The sequence below is a fragment of the Pseudoprimorskyibacter insulae genome (assembly GCF_900302505.1).
Taxonomy (GTDB): domain Bacteria; phylum Pseudomonadota; class Alphaproteobacteria; order Rhodobacterales; family Rhodobacteraceae; genus Pseudoprimorskyibacter; species Pseudoprimorskyibacter insulae.
Genome location: NZ_OMOJ01000002.1, coordinates 467,150 through 482,570 on the forward strand (window position 1 = coordinate 467,150; position 15,421 = coordinate 482,570).

Below are 15,421 nucleotides of genomic sequence, written 5' to 3' on the forward strand. Positions count from 1 at the left end.
ACCTTCTATTCCTGCGAGAACGGTTTCCCGGCTATTTCGGGTTTGCTACGACCCAACGAGAGCCAGACGTCTGAACTGCGCAAGACGTTTCTGTCAGGTTCGCGGTGCGGCTAGTGAGCGTAATTTTCTTTTTCTGCTCGGGAGAGCAGGTTGGGAGAGAAACAAGCGTATAGCCCAAAGTGGCCATGCATTGCTGCACGACTTGTTCGCGCAATCCAGCGTTGGCGTCAAAACTGTATGTGTCTCCACCATATACGTCCCCGCCTGTTGAGGTGCATTGGACAGAGTTTCCATACCGATAGCAGCTTGTCTGTACGGGCGTGACGTAAGTAGGCGTTGTTCTAATTTGAGAGTTCACAGGAACTCGCTGTGCAGCTCGAACCAAGCAGTCGGTCTGGTCGTTCTGAAGGCGTTGAACACTAATGTTTTCTTTGTGCCAGACTTCGACTGGTACACAAGCCGAGACCAGCAATAATGTCGCCGACACAGTTAGCGCAATTTTCATAATGAGTATCACCCGGCATATGATCAAATGAATTTCGCCAGCCGCTAGACGACTGGCGAACTAATTCAGACAGTGCCAACCTTAGAAGGTCAGGGCCGGGCAGGTGTCGTCGCTCATGTAGTCGTGGACCATCAGTTCACCTGCGATGATCTTCTCGCGGGCGGCGTCAACGGCGGCTTTCATGTCTTCCGACACGAGCGAGGCGTTGTGTTCGTCCAGCGCGTAGCCCACGCCTTCCTGAGCGAGGCCCAGAACCTTCACGCCGGTTTCCATGTCTGCGCCTGCCGACATTGCGTCATAAACGGCAACGTCCACACGCTTCAGCATCGAGGTCAGAACCGAACCGGAGTGCAGGTAGTTCTGGTTGCTGTCCACGCCGATCGACAGGATGCCCTTGTCGGCTGCGGTTTGCAGAACGCCCAGACCGGTGCCGCCAGCCGCGGCATAGACCACGTCAGAGCCTTGGCTGATCTGTGCCAGCGTCAGTTCTGAACCCTTCACCGGGTCGTTCCATGCCGACGGGGTGGTGCCGGTCATGTTGGAAATCACGGTCGCGTCGGGGTTCACGGCCTTAACGCCCTGTGCATAGCCGCATGCGAACTTGCGGATCAACGGGATGTCCATGCCGCCCACGAAGGACACGGTGCCGGTTTTCGATGCCATGCCGGCCATCATACCAACCAGGTACGAGCCTTCATGTTCCGAGAACAGAACCGACAGAACGTTCGGGTGTGCGGCGGGATCGACGAAGCCGTCAACAGTGACGAACTTGGTGTCGGGGTAATCGGCGGCGATGTTCGCGATCGGGGTCGAGAACGAGAAGCCGGTGGTCACAACCGGGTTGTAGCCCGCTTCGGCAAAGCGGCGCAACGCCTGTTCACGCTGGGCTTCGGACTGCATCTCGATGTCTTTATAGGCACCGCCGGTGTCCTTGGCGAAACGCTCTGCGCCGTTGAAGGCCGCTTCGTTGAAGGATTTGTCAAATTTACCGCCAAGATCATAGATCAGCGCGGGGTCGGCAGAGGCCACGCCTGCGGTTAGCGCGAGGGTGGCTGCAGCACCGAGAAATTTCTGCATAAGGGTCATGGTTCAGCTCCCAAGTTGGTCGAGCCGTGCGGATCACTGGCGCCGCACGTTGTCGGATCTGAGCAGATCAGCTTCGATTAAGGCCGTGAGTCCATGGGGCGGTCAACCGCTTTTTGACCAAAACGTAAAATGTCGTCGCGGAGGGGCGGTTTAACCTTGGGTCAATGCGCGGGACATAAGCACGGCGTCCTGTGCCGGGCCGTCCGGTTGGCGGTAGTAGCCCTTGCGCCGCCCGCAGGGGATATAGCCCAGTTTGGTATATAATCCGATGGCCGGGGCGTTATGGGCGGCCACATCCAGAAACACGGTCGCCGCACCGTGTTGGGCGGCTTGGTCGTGGAACAGGTGCAGGGCTTGTGCCGCTTGGCCGGCGCGTTGGTGGTCCGGGTCGCAGGCGACGGCCAGAATCTCGGCCTCATCGACAATGACCTGCCCCAGCACAAAGGCGTGGCCCGTGTGGGCCAGAAGGGTCACAGGGCGGTCCAGCGCGGTGGCGAAATCAGCCAAGGACCACGGGCGCATGTGGCTATAGGCCCGCGCCGCGATATCGGCCATGGTTTCAGGCGTCATCAAGGATCACCGGCGGGGTGTCGCGGCCGGGCGCGGCATCGGCGGGGCGCAGGTACATCGGTGCCGGGCGTTCGGGCGATGATTGCCAGCGCTGCGCGGTGATGCGGGCAATGGCGGATGCAGGCGCAAAGGTCGCCGGGGCATGTGCCGCGCCCAGAACCTGCGCCGCTTGTTCGGCGGCAGTGCCGATGCAGGTCAGGCCGGGTTCGGCCCAGTCCGCCGAGACCGATGCCAGCGCGATCAGCGCCGGATCAACCGATGCGGCCATGTCAAAGGACTGTACGTAAAGCTGATCGCGCGGCGCTCCGACGCAGGCCAAACGCGGGCCGGGTGTGCCAAAGCTCACCGCCTCAAGCATCGAAACGCCCACCGCAGGCACCCCAAGGCCCAAGGCCAGACCCCGCGCGGCGGACACCGAAATGCGAATGCCGGTGAAATTGCCGGGGCCGATGCCTACGCCAATCGCCGCCAAATTGGCCCATGTGGCCCCTGCCTGCGCCAAGGTTTCTTCTAGTAGAGGCATCAGCCGCTCGGCTTGGCCGCGCGCCATGTCCTCATGCGCCGCGGCAATCAAATCAGAGCCGTCAAATAGCGCCGCGCCCACATGGGCGGCAGAGGTGTCAAAGGCAAGGATAAGCGTGCTCATAGCGCCTCATAGCGGCTGAGGGGGCGAAACGCAAAAGGCGCCGCGAACGGCGCCTTGGGCATAGATCGGGCCGGATTACACGGCGACGGGGCGAACCTCGGTCACTTCGGGGATGTAATGGCGCAGCAGGTTTTCGATGCCCATTTTCAGCGTCAGCGTCGAGGACGGACACCCGGCGCACGCGCCCTGCATGTGCAGATAAACAACGCCGCGTTCAAAGCCGTGGAACGTGATGTCGCCGCCATCCTGCGCCACAGCGGGGCGCACGCGGGTGTCCAGCAGTTCCTTGATCTGAACGACGATATCGGCGTCTTCGCCGTCATGGTCGCGGTGGCCCGAGGCTTGCATCACATCGCCCGCCATGACCGGCTGGCCCGACTGGAAATGTTCCATGATCGCGCCAAGGATGGCCGGTTTCATGTGGTCCCAATCGACCGCGTCGTCTTTGGTGACTGTCACAAAGTCATTGCCAAAGAACACGCCTTTTACGCCGGTGACGCCGAAAATGCGTTCTGCCAATGGTGACTGCGTCGCGGCGTCGGCCGAGACAAAATCGGCGGTGCCAACGTCAAGCACGGTCTGACCCGGCAGAAACTTCAGCGTTGCGGGGTTCGGGGTGGATTCGGTCTGGATGAACATGGCTCACAATCCTTATCGCTTAACTCAGATATGCGCGTCACGGGCAGCGATGTCAACGGAGCGGCAGCGGATAGGGCAGCGCGCCGTGCGGCTGCCCCCGATGTTTCATGCCAAGACCGAAGCCTTTTGGCGTGCTGCGGCATAGCCAGCGGCCGGATCTGCCGTCAACACGGTGGGTTGAAAGCGCAGGGTGTCCACGTTTTGGACGCCGATGAAGCCCAGCCACCACTCCATGTAATTGGTGTGAAAATCGACGCCATAGGCCGCCGCCGCGCCCGGCGACCAGACGCCGCTTGTCACCACCAAAGTGGCGCGTTTGCCTTCCAGCAGGCCCGAATAGCCCGTCGCCGGATCAAAGCCGAACAGCATGCCGGGCTGCGTGATGATGTCGATGTACTGCTTGAGCCGGTAGGGCACGCCGCCGTTCCACATCGGAACCGAGATCACATAGTGATCCGCCGCGATGAAGTGGCGGGTCAGACGGGCAACCTCGGCCCAAGCGGTGTTTTCCGCCTCTGTCATGTCCACGCCGCCGAACACGGCCATCTTGGCCGATGCGGGAATGCCGCCAAAGTCGGGCAAATCTGCTGCGAACAGGTCAAGCGTATCAACCTCCAGGCCGGGGTCGCGCAGGCGTCGGTCGGCGATGTGGCCCTCGGCCAGCGCGGTTGATTTGCTGTCCTCGCCACGGGGGGATGCGACGATGTGAAGAAGTTTGGTCATGAAGTCCTCGCGATTTGTAACCTTTTAAAGTAAAAATAAGGGTTACATGATTCGCGTAACTTGTAAATTGGGTTTTAACCGGTTACTTTCGATTTGACGGTGACGTGACCGAAGGTGAGCAGAGCGCCCGAATGACTGACCTACCCAGCCCCTTTTTGATCGGCGACCATCCGGGCGCTGATGCGCTCAATTCCCGCTGCGCGCCGTCCGGCGAATGGCTGGACTGGTGGCGCGATGGGGCGTCTTTTCTGGATTGGATGCGCGTGGCGGGACGGTTGGACCGTGTGCCGGTTGCCGATCAGGCGATGTTGGACGAAATTGCCGCCGAGGCCCGCGATCTGAGGGAAGCGGTGCGCACGCATCTGGATGAGGGTGCGCCAGTTCCATTGCAGGCGCTGAATGCCGCGCTGGCCCGTGCGCCATGGGCCGATCAGTTGCTGATTGGGGATGACGGGGGGGTGAAACCGGCCTGTCTGGCCTCGGGTGCGGATCGTTTGCTGGCAACGGTCGCACGCGATATGGCGAATTTCCTTAGCCTCGATAACCCTGAACGCACGCGCCAGTGCCAAGGGCCGACCTGCACCCTGTGGTTCCGCGACACCTCGCGCACCAATCGGCGCCGTTGGTGCAGCATGGCCGTATGTGGAAACCGGGCCAAAGTTGCGGCGCATCGCGCGCGGACGCGCGACGCTGAGGTGTAAGGGGCCTTTGCCTGCGATCACTGCGCGGGCAAGATAGCGTCGATTGCGGATAGAACCTCTGAATGGATCTGGTCGCGCGGGCGCAGGCCACGATCTGAGCAGATGTTGTCATCGCCAGCCAAGCCAATCATGACATTGCCAAACAGGCTGCATCGCGGCAGGGCGCTGAAATGGGCAGCCCCGTCGATGCTGGTGTATTGGGCTTGCGGGATTGCCTCGGCCAAGGCATCCGCGCGCATTGCTGGCGGGATCGTATCCGGCTGGCCAAGGTTTACGATCAGGACTGCGGGGGCAAGCTCCGAAAGGCTTTCGCGCGTTGCGGCCTGCGGCAGCGCGGGATCAAGCGCGATGGTCCGTGTGACCCGTGGATCGGATAGATCGGCCTCGTACTTGCTGGCATCGATCGCGGCAAAGTCTACGCCGCCCGCTGTCAGCCAGCCACAGTCTACCAGACCGGCATTGCGGTCGCAGTAGTCGATAAAACGGGACTTGGACACTTTCAGCCCCGCCATGGCCAGCGCGGAATGACCGCCCAGCGAGAAGCCAAGTGTGGTGACATCGCCATTGGGAGCAAAACCGGCCAGACCGCCGCCTTGCAGCCAATTAAGCATGGCCGTCAGATCCGCCGGGCGTTCCCAGATCATGACGGTGCGTTCGGGAAGGCTATCGCGTGAGGTGGTGCCGGGGTGGTTGGTGCCGATGACCAGATACCCGCGATTGGCCAGATGCGCGGCCAGCCAGCCCAGCTGAACGGCATTGCCGCCAGACCCGTGCGACAACAGCACAACCGGGGCTGATAGGGGAAGCGGTGCATCGGGGCGGACGTGATGCCCGTAGAACAGCGCGTTTTGGCCGATCAGCTCGGGCGTGCCTTCGGTCGCGGGATACCAAATGTGCAAGGGCAGGGGCACATCGCGATGCGCGACGTCCAGCCTGGCCTGACGATAGCCGGGCACAGCCAAAGGTGGATCAAAAGGTTTGGTAGAGGAAAGGATGACAAAGACGAAAAACAACGCAACAACGAGAACCAGCCCGCCGACGGCATAGAGTAATTTGCGCATAAAATAGTCCTAGATCTGCTATCTGGCAGATCTACAAATATCATGTGATCGCTTCAAGCCGTTCCTTGCTTAGATCACCGGGCACGATGGTGATCGGGATTGGCAGCGACCCGGATGCCCGTGTGAGTTGCGTGACCAGCGGGCCGGGGCCTTTCTTGTCGACACCCGCGCCCAGCACCAAAACGCCGATTTCCGGGTCGTCTTTGACCTGCGCCAGAACTTCGGAAACGGTTTCGCCTTCGCGGATCACCAATTCCGGGTCAACGCCTTGCTTGTCCCGCATCCACTTGGCGAAAACCTCAAAATGGGCGTGAATCCGTTCGCGGGCTTCTTCGCGCATGATGTCGCTGACGCCAATCCAGTGGTTGAACTCTTCGGGGGCGATGATCGACAAAATCTCAACCCCGCCGCCGGTCTTGGCCGCGCGCATGGCGGCAAAGCGCATGGCGTTCAGGCATTCGCGGCTGTCATCCAAGACGACAAGAAACTTGCGCATGGGCGTCTCCTTTCAGGGGATCATGGCGCAAGCAATGTCGCGGTGCAACAGAACGTTACTGGACCGGTTCGACCAGGCCGGGCGCCAGATCATGGATCAGCGAAGCCCCGTCGTCATCAAGGGCCAGCAGGCCAAAGGCCTGACCGTTGTCAAAGGTCCACAAGCGCCGGTCGGTCATCAGCGATTGGACGTCATGCATCACCATGACCAGAACTTCGGAATCAACCCATTTGTCCTCGACCACCGGGCTGAATTCGCGCCGGATGGTGCCGATCTGGTAATGCAGTTCGCCGCCTTCAGAGGAAGGCGAGACATTGTCTTGGGCCAGAGTGATCGCGTCTTCGACCCCGCCGATGCGGGCGATCTTGCGAACCAGCTGGCTATAGTCGCCCGGCCCGTTGATGCATTCGGTGTCGAACATGCCCGCACGGGGGCAGACCGGGTGCAGGTATTCACCGTCCGAGATTTCCTCGGCATAGACGAATAGGATTAGTCCGAACGGCCCTTCGGACAGGTCAGCCTCAGACGCGAAGGCCAAAAGGTGGTCGCGGGTCAGGCCCGGTGTCAGGTGCAGACCGGCCTGATCCAGCAATTCGATCTGCATATTGATCGGATCTTCGGGATCGTAGGGCGCAGGGTCTGCGGCTTGTGTCGGCGCTGCGGCTGGGCGCTGCGGCTGTCGTTCCGGCGCGGCGATGGGATCTGGCGGCAATGGGGTTGCCGCGTAGTCATCGGCATTCTGGCCTGCGCTGCGCCGGCGCAGCATGACAAAAACACCAGCCGCAACGACCAGCGCACCAATCAAAATGTAAACATATGTCATTTGGATGCTGCCCAATCCCAGTAAAGCTCTCGTGCGCGGCGAGTCATGGGGCCGATCTGGTACTGTGTTTCCTCGAACCCGGTAACCGGGGTGACTTTGTTCATATTGCCGGACAGAAACATCTCATCGGCGGCATGAACTCCGTCATAGGTCAGGACCGTTTCGTGCACCACGACGCCATCGGCGCGTAGGTTCTGCATATGGCGTGCGCGGGTGATCCCTGCAAGGAAGGTTCCGTTGGCAATCGGGGTGAACACGTCGCCATCCTTCACGATGAACACGTTGGACGTGGCCGATTCCGCGACATTGCCCATCGCGTCAGTGACCAACGCATTGCCAAAGCCGCGCGACCGCACCTCGGCCAACATGCGGGCATTGTTGGGATAAAGGCACCCAGCCTTGGCGTTGACCACGGCATCCTCCATCACGGGGCGGCGGAAACGGGTCTTGCCCAGCGTTGTTGCGGCTGCGTCGGGGGCCATGGGAATTTCTTCGAGGCAGAGCGCAAAGCCTGTCGAGCCGGGTTGCGGCACAATCGCCGTCGCATCCCCATCCAGCGCCCAGTACATCGGGCGAATGTATACGGCGGTGTCTTTGGCATAGGCCGACAGCCCATCCCACGCCATGGCGACCATGTCTTGGGTTGCGATGGTTGGGGTGATCATCAGTGCCTCGGCCGAGCGATTGACGCGGGCGCAATGGGCCTCAAGATCCGGGGCGAGGCCGTTCACGAAACGCGCACCGTCAAAGACCGAACTGCCCAGCCAAGAGCCGTGGTCGGCGGCGCGCATCACCGGCACATCGCCATCATGCCAAGTGCCGTTGAACCATGTGCGGATGTTTGTGCCTGTCGCCATTCCGAGCCGTCCTTTGTCTTTGGCCGGTACGGTAGGCGCGGGGCCTTGGCGCGTAAAGGGCGAAAGGTGGCGCAGGCGGCCGATCGCCGGGGGCTGTCTGCCCCCGGACCCCCGAGGAATATTTTTAGTCAGAAAATACAGGGATGTTGTCGATCAGTCGGATGTTATCAATCGTGGCAGCGGCGAAAATGCGCGAAGTTTTGGTGGCGGTTGTTTGCGGCGCAAGGCCCGCGCCGTCGCGCAGTTCGAGATAGTCGATGCTGTCGAACCCTGCGGATAGGATGGTTTCGGAGGCAGCTTTGGTGAGTTGGTCGATGGGCTGGTTCTGTTGCAGGCCATTGGCCAGCGTGCGCATGGCTTTGATCAAAGCGGGGGCGGCGCGGCGGGCGGCATCGGACAGGCGCAGATTGCGCGAGGACAGGGCCAGCCCATCGGCTTCGCGGATCGTTGGGCAGGGCACGACATCGGTCGGGATGTTCAGATCGGTTGCCATGCGTTTGACGATTTGCAGTTGCTGGTAGTCTTTTTCGCCAAAATAGGCGCGGTCGGCCAGCGTTTGCAGGAACAGCTTGGTCACCACAGTGGCGACCCCGTCAAAATGGCCGGGACGGTGCGCGCCGCAGAGCATGTCGGTCAGCCCCGAGACAGAAACCTTGGTGGCGAAACCGTTGGGGTAGACCTCATCGGGGTTGGGGGCAAAGATCGCGTCTACGCCGAAGGGCGCCAGTTTTTCGGCGTCGCTGTCTTCGGTGCGGGGGTATTTGGCCAGATCGTCGGGGTTGTTGAACTGTTTGGGGTTCACGAAGATCGTCACGATGACGCGGTCGCATTCGGTCTTGGCGCGGTCCACAAGGCTGAGGTGGCCTTCGTGCAGGGCGCCCATTGTGGGGACCACGCCCACGGTATGGCCGGCGCGTTTCCAGGCGCGGACTTCTTGGCGGAGGGCGTCAACGGTGCGATAAATCGGGGCGGTCATTTGGCGGCTCCTGTCGGGGCGTCGCTTGCAAAGATGTGTTCGGCGGCGGGGAAGCTGCGGGCGCGGACGTCATCGGCATAGGCTTGGATCGCGGCGCGGCCGTCGGTTCCAAGATTGGCATAGCGTTTGACAAATTTCGGTTTGAAGGCGGTGAAGAGGCCCAGCATGTCATCGACAACAAGGATCTGGCCGTCGCAGCCCGCAGATGCGCCGATTCCGATGGTGGGAATCGCGATTTCGGCGGTGATCTCATCGGCAAGGGCGGCGGGGACTTTTTCCAGAACGACGGAAAATGCGCCAGCCTCGGCCACAGCCTTGGCATCGGCCATTAGCGATTGGGCCGCCGCGCCGCGCCCCTGCACCTTATAGCCGCCAAGCGTGTTGATCGACTGCGGGGTCAGGCCGATATGGGCCATCACCGGCACGCCGCGTTTGACCAGAAAGGCGATGGTGTCGGCCATATGGACCCCGCCTTCGAGCTTGACCGCCGCAGCGCCGGTTTCCGACATCAGTCGGGCGGCATTGCGGAAGGCCAGCGCGGGGGATTCTTCGTAACTGCCGAAGGGCATATCGACGACCATCATGGTCTGCTTCAGGCCGCGCGCCACCGCCTTGCCGTGCAGGATCATCATCTCCATCGTCACGCCAAGGGTTGATGGCAGCCCGTGCAGCACCATGCCGACGCTGTCGCCGACCAGCGCGAAATCGCAGATCCCGTCCATCATCTGGGCCATGGGCGTTGTGTAGGCGGTCAGGCTGACCAGCGGTGCGCCGCCTTTGCGCGCTTTGATATCGTCGGGAAGGGGGGCGGTTTTTTTGGCCGTCGCACTCATTTTCCTTGCGTCTCCTCAGCGCAGGGGCGCGGGCCAAGGCGGCCTGCGCGCAATAATGTTGCGCGTCGATGTACCATTTGCTGCGGCGCGGCGCTAGGGTGGATTTTGGGCAGGGTTTGCCGTTTGGCGTCAGCATGCTTGCAACCTGCGCCGGATTGTCCAACACTTCCCCCACCATAACTGGGAGACCCACATGACCTTCCGCATGACCCTTGCCGCCGCTTTGCTGTGCGGCACCTCTGCCGTCGCGGCGCAGACGGATCTGACCATCGCCCTGCAATTGGAACCGCCGCATCTGGACCCGACCAGCGCCGCCGCCGGGGCCATTGACTCGGTGCTATATTCCAACGTGTTCGAAGGGCTGACGCGCTTTATGTCCGACGGCACGGTCGTGCCGGGGCTGGCCGAAAGCTGGGAGATCAGTGACGATGGCCTGACCTATACCTTCCATCTGCGCGACGGCGTCACCTTCCACGATGGCACCTCGATGGATGGTGAGGACGTCAAGTTCAGCCTTGATCGCGCCCGCGCCGAGGATTCGACCAATGCGCAGAAGGCGCTGTTTGGCGATATCGCGGATGTGACGGTGGTTGACCCGTTAACGGTTCAGGTGACCCTGTCGCAGCAGAACGGCAGCTTCCTGTTCAATATGGCTTGGGGCGATGCGGTGATCGTCGCGCCTGAGTCGATTGATGACATCAAGACCAGCCCGGTTGGCACCGGCGCGTTCAAATACGTGCAATGGGTGAATGGCGACCGGATCGATCTGGTGCGCAACGATGCCTATTGGGGTGACGCGCCCGCGCTGGAAAAGGCGACGTTCAAGTTTATCTCGGACCCGACTGCGGCCTTCGCGGCAATGATGGCGCAGGATATCGACGCGTTTGCGGGCTTCCCGGCGCCGGAAAACCTGCCGATGTTTGAGGCCGATCCGCGCTTCCAGGTGCTTGTTGGTTCGACCGAGGGCGAAACCATTCTGTCCACCAACAACAAGATGCCGCCGCTGGATGACGTCCGCGTCCGCGAGGCGATTGCCCATGCGATTGATCGTCAGGCGATCATCGATGGGGCGATGTTTGGGCTGGGCACGCCGATTGGCACCCATTTCGCGCCGCACAATCCCGACTATGTCGATCTGACCGGCATGTCGAACTATGACCCGGAGCGTGCCAAGGCCCTGTTGGCCGAAGCAGGCCATCCCGATGGCTTTACCACCACGCTGAAGCTGCCGCCGCCGTCCTATGCCCGCCGCGGGGGCGAGATTATCGCCGCCCAATTGCGTGCGGTTGGGATCCAGACCGAGATCACCAATCTGGAATGGGCGCAGTGGCTGGAGGAAGTGTTCCGTGGCAAGGATTTCGGCCTGACCATCGTCAGCCACACCGAACCGATGGACATTGGGATCTATGCCCGCCCGGAGTACTATTTCCAGTATGACAACCCGGCGTTCCAAGATCTGATGAAAACACTGAATGCCACCACGGACAGCGCCAAGCGGTCCGAACTGTTGGCCGAGGCGCAGACGATCATTTCGCGCGATTATGTGAACGGCTACCTGTTCCAGCTGGCCTTCCCGACCGTGGCGGATGCCCGTCTGGAAGGGCTTTGGCAGAACGCACCGACGCAGGCGACCGATTTGACCGGTGTGCGCTGGATCGATTGATCGCAGCTTACATCTTGAAACCGGGGGCCGCACAGCCCCCGGTTTTTTCATGCCTGCCAAACAGAAAAAGCCCCGGCAAAAGTGAGCCGGGGCAAAGGTTGCCTTGGGCAGGCGAGGGAAATCAAATTACCAGACGGTCGGTCCTTTGTCGGCAAAGGAGTGGACCAGAAAATCAATGAAGGCGCGAACCTTCGGCTGAGTGAAACGGCCCGGCGGGTAGACGGCATAGATGCCTTGGGTTTCTACCGGCAGATCGGGGATCGCATCTTCGACCAGACCTTTTTCCATGGCGTCGGCGTATAGGAACGACGGCAGATAGGCGATGCCAAGACCCGCGATGCAGGCGTTCAGCAGGGATTGCCCGTCATTCACCGACAGCCAGCCAGCGGTGCGAATCTGGCGCTTTTCGCCCGATGGGGCGGTGACCTTCCAGACGTTGCCGCTTGATTGGTTGGAATAATGCAGCAGTTTGTGTTCGTTCAGATCATCAATGCGCTGCGGGCGGCCAAACTTTTCAAAGTAAGACGGCGCGGCAATCATGCGCTTGGTGGTGTCTGTCAGCTTGCGGGCCCGCAGGGTGCTGTCTTCCAGCTCGCCAATGCGGACGGCCATATCGAACCCTTCCGAGATCAGTTCGACATAGCGGTTGTTCAGGACCATGTTCACCGTGATATCCGGGAATTCGGCCAGAAATTCACCCAGAACCGGGCTGAGGTGATTGACGCCGAAATCGGTCGCAACGGAAATCCGCAGCAGGCCAGACGGCGCCGATTGCATCGAGGTGACCAGCGCATCGGCTTCGCCTGCATCGTTCAGAACGCGGCGGGCGCGGTCATAATAGGCAAGGCCAATTTCGGTCGGTGACACGCGGCGGGTCGTGCGGTTCAGCAGACGCGCGCCCAGCCGGGCCTCCAGCGATGACACATGCTTGGAGACAGCCGATTTCGAAATTCCCATCTTCTTCGCTGCGTCCGTAAACCCACCTTGGTCTACGACAGTCGCGAATGCCTCCATCTCGGTCAAACGGTCCATCTGATACCCTCACGTTCTTCTGTGGACACCAGTTATCATAGCACAATCGGGCAGCACTGCGGCGGTTGCTCGACAATACGGGGGAATTTGCGATTAGTGTTCGAAAGCTGGAAACAGCGCTAAGGTCATGAAATGTACAGAAATTTGGAAACGGTACCGCCAAACTCATGCCCATTGTGCGCAGGCGAAAGGCGGCAATTTCAGGACAAAGCCCCGTCTCCCTTACGTCCAGGACACATCCCCAAGGAAGATATAACCCGCCCCGTAGATGGTTTTGATCAGCCGGGGATTCTTTGGGTCTTCCCTCAGTTTTGTGCGCAGGCGCGAAATGCGCACATCCATGGCGCGGTCAAAGCTTTCGCCGGCGGCCCCACCCAACTGTTCCTGCATATGCGCGCGGGTGATCAGCCGCTTTGGCGCCTCAAGGAACAAGCGCAGCACTTCGCCTTCGGCATGGGAAAAAGGCGTTTCTTCGCCCGCGTCATCGACCAAGGCGTAACGGTCGAAATGCGCAACCCATCCGTTGAAGCGTGCGGTTTCGCTGCGGGGGCGGGCGACCTTTGGGTCGCGCAGCCGGGCGCGAACGCGGGCCACGACCTCGGCGGGGGCGAAAGGTTTGATGATGTAGTCATCCGCGCCCAGCTCTAGCCCCGTCACCCGGTCCTGCACCTGCGCCCGGCCTGATATGATGATGACCGACGCGCCCAGTTCCAGCGCCAGACGGTGCACAAGGCTTAGCCCATCGCGGTCCGGCAGGCCAAGGTCAACCAAGCACACATCGGGCGTGGTTCTATGCAGCGCGGCCTCAAATTCGGTCGCGCGGGCGAAGGTCATGGTGCGATACCCGGCCTCTTGCAGGGCGTCGGCCAGCATGGTGCGGATGGCGGGTTCATCGTCAAGGATCGTGACAAGCGGCTGGGTCATGCGTCTGGCCTTTCATGCCCGAGGAAACCGGCCAATTGCGCGGTCGTGAAGGGTTTGGTCAACAAGGGCGCGGCGTGGCGCGCGGCCTCGTGCAGCGGATGGTCGGCGGGCAGCGATGTCATCAGGCGCACAGGCCGATCGTGCAACGCACGCGCAAGATCAACGCCGGTTTGTTCGCCTTCCAAGGTGATGTCAGACAGGATCAGAGCCACCTCGGGCAGTTCTTGGACCAGCTCCAACGCTTCGGCCACCGATGCGGCCTCAACCACCATATAGCCCAGTTCAACCAGCATATCGCGGATGCTGACGCGTAGATCGGCGGAATCCTCGACCAATAGAACCAATCCGCTGACCGGTTGCGCCTCGGCGCGGCGCAGGGGCAGGCGCAGGCGCACCTCGGCCCCGGAGGGGGTATTGCGCAGCCGCGCCTCGCCCCCGGCCAGCTTGGTCATGTCGTAGACCATTGCCAGCCCAAGGCCTGACCCGCCGTCGCCCTTGGTGGTAAAGAACGGGTCCAGCCCGTGGATCAGCGCCTGTTCAGTAAAGCCGGGCCCGGTGTCGGCGACGCAGAATTCGACCCATGTGTCCTGAACTTCGCGGCAAATCAGGCTGATGTTTCCATCTCCGTCACAGGCGTCGCGGGCGTTCAGGATCAAGTTCAGCAGGCTGTCTTGCAACATCCCAGCGTCCAGCAAAACGGCGCTGTGGGTGTCGTCCTGCACATCCAGCGTGATCCCTTCGGGCAGGGACGCGCGGGCGAGCGGGGCCAGATCCGCCAGAAACTCGGCCATGCGCACGGGTTGGGGCCGAAACGCGCGGTGGCTGGTGATATCGGCAATCCGGTTGAGCAACGTCCCGCCCCGCCGCGCGGCGGTCAGGGTTGCGCTGACCAACGTCTGCGCCTCTGGGGCCAATTCAATCCGTTGCAGGCGGGACTGCATCCCAAGGATGATGGTCAGCAGGTTGGAAAAGTCATGCGCCAAGCCGCTGGTCAGCTGCGCCGCGATTTCGCGTCGGCGCGTTTGCTGTAGGGCGGCGCGGGCCTGTGTTTCTTCGGTCACGTCGGTCGACAGGATATAGGCCCCGTTGTTCGACTGATCGGGGGTAAAGACCACCCGCACCCGGCGCGAGCTGTCTTCGTCGGAGAATTCGAAGGTGCTTTGCTGCCCGGCCAAGGCCAGCTCCAGATGCGGGCGCACCCGTTCATAGGCGGTGGGGCCAAGCGCCTCTGAGATATGCATCCCGATTATCCCGGACGGGCGACCCGGCAGGATGGCGTTCAGTCGGCGGTTGGAAAAGGTGTAATGCCGCGATGCGTCCACATGGGCGATATGGGCGGGCATCATTTCGGTGGTCTGGCGGGTGTGGGCCTCCATCGCGGTTAGCTGGCGGCGGGCCTCCTCCAGCGCGCTGATGGTGGCGGCAAGGTTGCGGTTGGTGGCGGCCAGTTCCTCGGACCGGGCCAGAACCTCTTCGGACAGCAGTTCAGACCGGGTGCGCAGCAGGCGTTCCTGTTCCTTGGTGCGGGTGATGTCGGTATAGACCGTCACCCAGCCCCCCTGCGGCAAGGGCGTGCCTTCAACGCTGATCACCCGGCCATTTGCGCGGGTGCGTTCCATGTAATGCGGCTCAAACGCCAGTGCGGTCCTGACGCGGTCTTCGGTGAATGTGTCCAGATCGTCGATGGGACCATATTCGCCGCGTTCTGCCAAATGGCGGATGGTTTCGGCAAACCCTGCGCCGGGCTCGATAAACCGGTCTGGCAGGTCGAACATTTCGACAAAGCGCCGATTGCAGACGACCAATTGCAGGTCGCTGTCATAAATCGTCAAGGCCTGCTGAATGAGGTTCAGACCAGCCGCTGTCAGCACATCTTTTGAGACCAT

Annotated in this window: 16 protein-coding genes; 2 read left to right on the top strand and 14 right to left on the bottom strand. The window is 61.4% G+C overall.

The genetic code is table 11. From position 1 onward, the window contains the following. Window positions 1-586: 586 nt before the first annotated feature. The 5 genes from PRI8871_RS07735 to PRI8871_RS07755 all read right to left on the bottom strand — a co-directional run bounded on the left by PRI8871_RS07735 (window position 587) and on the right by PRI8871_RS07755 (window position 4,169). Window positions 587-1,591 (bottom strand): BMP family lipoprotein, encoded by a 1,005-nt coding sequence (locus PRI8871_RS07735; protein WP_108885605.1) that lies wholly within the window; start codon window positions 1,589-1,591, stop codon window positions 587-589. A gap of 150 nt (window positions 1,592-1,741) precedes the next feature. Then, window positions 1,742-2,161, bottom strand: a complete 420-nt coding sequence (locus PRI8871_RS07740) for a GNAT family N-acetyltransferase (RefSeq protein WP_108885606.1) — start codon at window positions 2,159-2,161, stop codon at window positions 1,742-1,744. Next, window positions 2,151-2,807 carry a tRNA (adenosine(37)-N6)-threonylcarbamoyltransferase complex dimerization subunit type 1 TsaB gene (tsaB, locus tag PRI8871_RS07745; protein WP_108885607.1) on the bottom strand — a complete coding sequence of 219 codons (657 nt, stop codon included), beginning with the start codon at window positions 2,805-2,807 and terminating at the stop codon, window positions 2,151-2,153. Before tsaB ends, PRI8871_RS07740 begins: the two co-directional genes overlap by 11 nt. A gap of 75 nt (window positions 2,808-2,882) precedes the next feature. Further along, window positions 2,883-3,446 carry a NifU family protein gene (locus PRI8871_RS07750; RefSeq protein WP_108885608.1) on the bottom strand — a complete coding sequence of 188 codons (564 nt, stop codon included), beginning with the start codon at window positions 3,444-3,446 and terminating at the stop codon, window positions 2,883-2,885. Between the two features lie 105 nt (window positions 3,447-3,551). Continuing rightward, complete coding sequence (locus PRI8871_RS07755; RefSeq protein ID WP_108885609.1) at window positions 3,552-4,169, bottom strand: FMN-dependent NADH-azoreductase; 618 nt, start codon at window positions 4,167-4,169, stop codon at window positions 3,552-3,554. Window positions 4,170-4,300: 131 nt separating this feature from the next. Between PRI8871_RS07755 and PRI8871_RS07760 the strand changes: the two genes are divergently transcribed. Next, window positions 4,301-4,870, top strand: a complete 570-nt coding sequence (locus PRI8871_RS07760) for a CGNR zinc finger domain-containing protein (RefSeq protein ID WP_108885610.1) — start codon at window positions 4,301-4,303, stop codon at window positions 4,868-4,870. A 17-nt stretch (window positions 4,871-4,887) separates the two neighbouring features. Here the strand turns inward: PRI8871_RS07760 and PRI8871_RS07765 are convergent, their stop codons facing one another. The 6 genes from PRI8871_RS07765 to panB form a co-directional block, all read right to left on the bottom strand. After that, window positions 4,888-5,931, bottom strand: coding sequence for an alpha/beta hydrolase family protein (locus PRI8871_RS07765; protein ID WP_108885611.1), 1,044 nt, complete (start codon window positions 5,929-5,931; stop codon window positions 4,888-4,890). Window positions 5,932-5,971: 40 nt separating this feature from the next. Next, complete coding sequence (locus PRI8871_RS07770) at window positions 5,972-6,427, bottom strand: universal stress protein (RefSeq protein WP_108885612.1); 456 nt, start codon at window positions 6,425-6,427, stop codon at window positions 5,972-5,974. Window positions 6,428-6,482: 55 nt separating this feature from the next. Then, on the bottom strand, window positions 6,483-7,250 hold the full coding sequence (locus tag PRI8871_RS07775; RefSeq protein ID WP_108885613.1) for a hypothetical protein: 768 nt from the start codon (window positions 7,248-7,250) through the stop codon (window positions 6,483-6,485). Next, window positions 7,247-8,107, bottom strand: a complete 861-nt coding sequence (locus PRI8871_RS07780) for a branched-chain amino acid aminotransferase (protein WP_108885614.1) — start codon at window positions 8,105-8,107, stop codon at window positions 7,247-7,249. The genes PRI8871_RS07775 and PRI8871_RS07780 overlap by 4 nt, the downstream gene beginning before the upstream one ends. A gap of 124 nt (window positions 8,108-8,231) precedes the next feature. Beyond that, window positions 8,232-9,083 (bottom strand): pantoate--beta-alanine ligase, encoded by an 852-nt coding sequence (panC, locus tag PRI8871_RS07785; RefSeq protein ID WP_108885615.1) that lies wholly within the window; start codon window positions 9,081-9,083, stop codon window positions 8,232-8,234. Further along, entirely contained in the window at window positions 9,080-9,916 is an 837-nt protein-coding gene (gene panB / locus PRI8871_RS07790; RefSeq protein WP_108885616.1) for a 3-methyl-2-oxobutanoate hydroxymethyltransferase, read from the bottom strand. The genes panC and panB overlap by 4 nt, the downstream gene beginning before the upstream one ends. 205 nt (window positions 9,917-10,121) lie before the next feature. Here panB and PRI8871_RS07795 point away from each other — a divergent pair, with 205 nt between their 5' ends. Continuing rightward, complete coding sequence (locus tag PRI8871_RS07795; RefSeq protein ID WP_370741964.1) at window positions 10,122-11,579, top strand: ABC transporter substrate-binding protein; 1,458 nt, start codon at window positions 10,122-10,124, stop codon at window positions 11,577-11,579. Window positions 11,580-11,705: 126 nt separating this feature from the next. On the opposite strand, the gene PRI8871_RS07800 is transcribed toward PRI8871_RS07795, so the two are convergent. The 3 genes from PRI8871_RS07800 to PRI8871_RS07810 all read right to left on the bottom strand — a co-directional run bounded on the left by PRI8871_RS07800 (window position 11,706) and on the right by PRI8871_RS07810 (window position 15,421). After that, the gene (locus tag PRI8871_RS07800; RefSeq protein WP_108885618.1) at window positions 11,706-12,611 is read right to left on the bottom strand and encodes a LysR family transcriptional regulator; all 906 of its coding nucleotides are present in this window, start codon (window positions 12,609-12,611) and stop codon (window positions 11,706-11,708) included. Between the two features lie 222 nt (window positions 12,612-12,833). Continuing rightward, the gene (locus PRI8871_RS07805; RefSeq protein WP_108885619.1) at window positions 12,834-13,535 is read right to left on the bottom strand and encodes a response regulator transcription factor; all 702 of its coding nucleotides are present in this window, start codon (window positions 13,533-13,535) and stop codon (window positions 12,834-12,836) included. Continuing rightward, window positions 13,532-15,421 carry a hybrid sensor histidine kinase/response regulator gene (locus PRI8871_RS07810; RefSeq protein ID WP_108885620.1) on the bottom strand — a complete coding sequence of 630 codons (1,890 nt, stop codon included), beginning with the start codon at window positions 15,419-15,421 and terminating at the stop codon, window positions 13,532-13,534. The genes PRI8871_RS07805 and PRI8871_RS07810 overlap by 4 nt, the downstream gene beginning before the upstream one ends.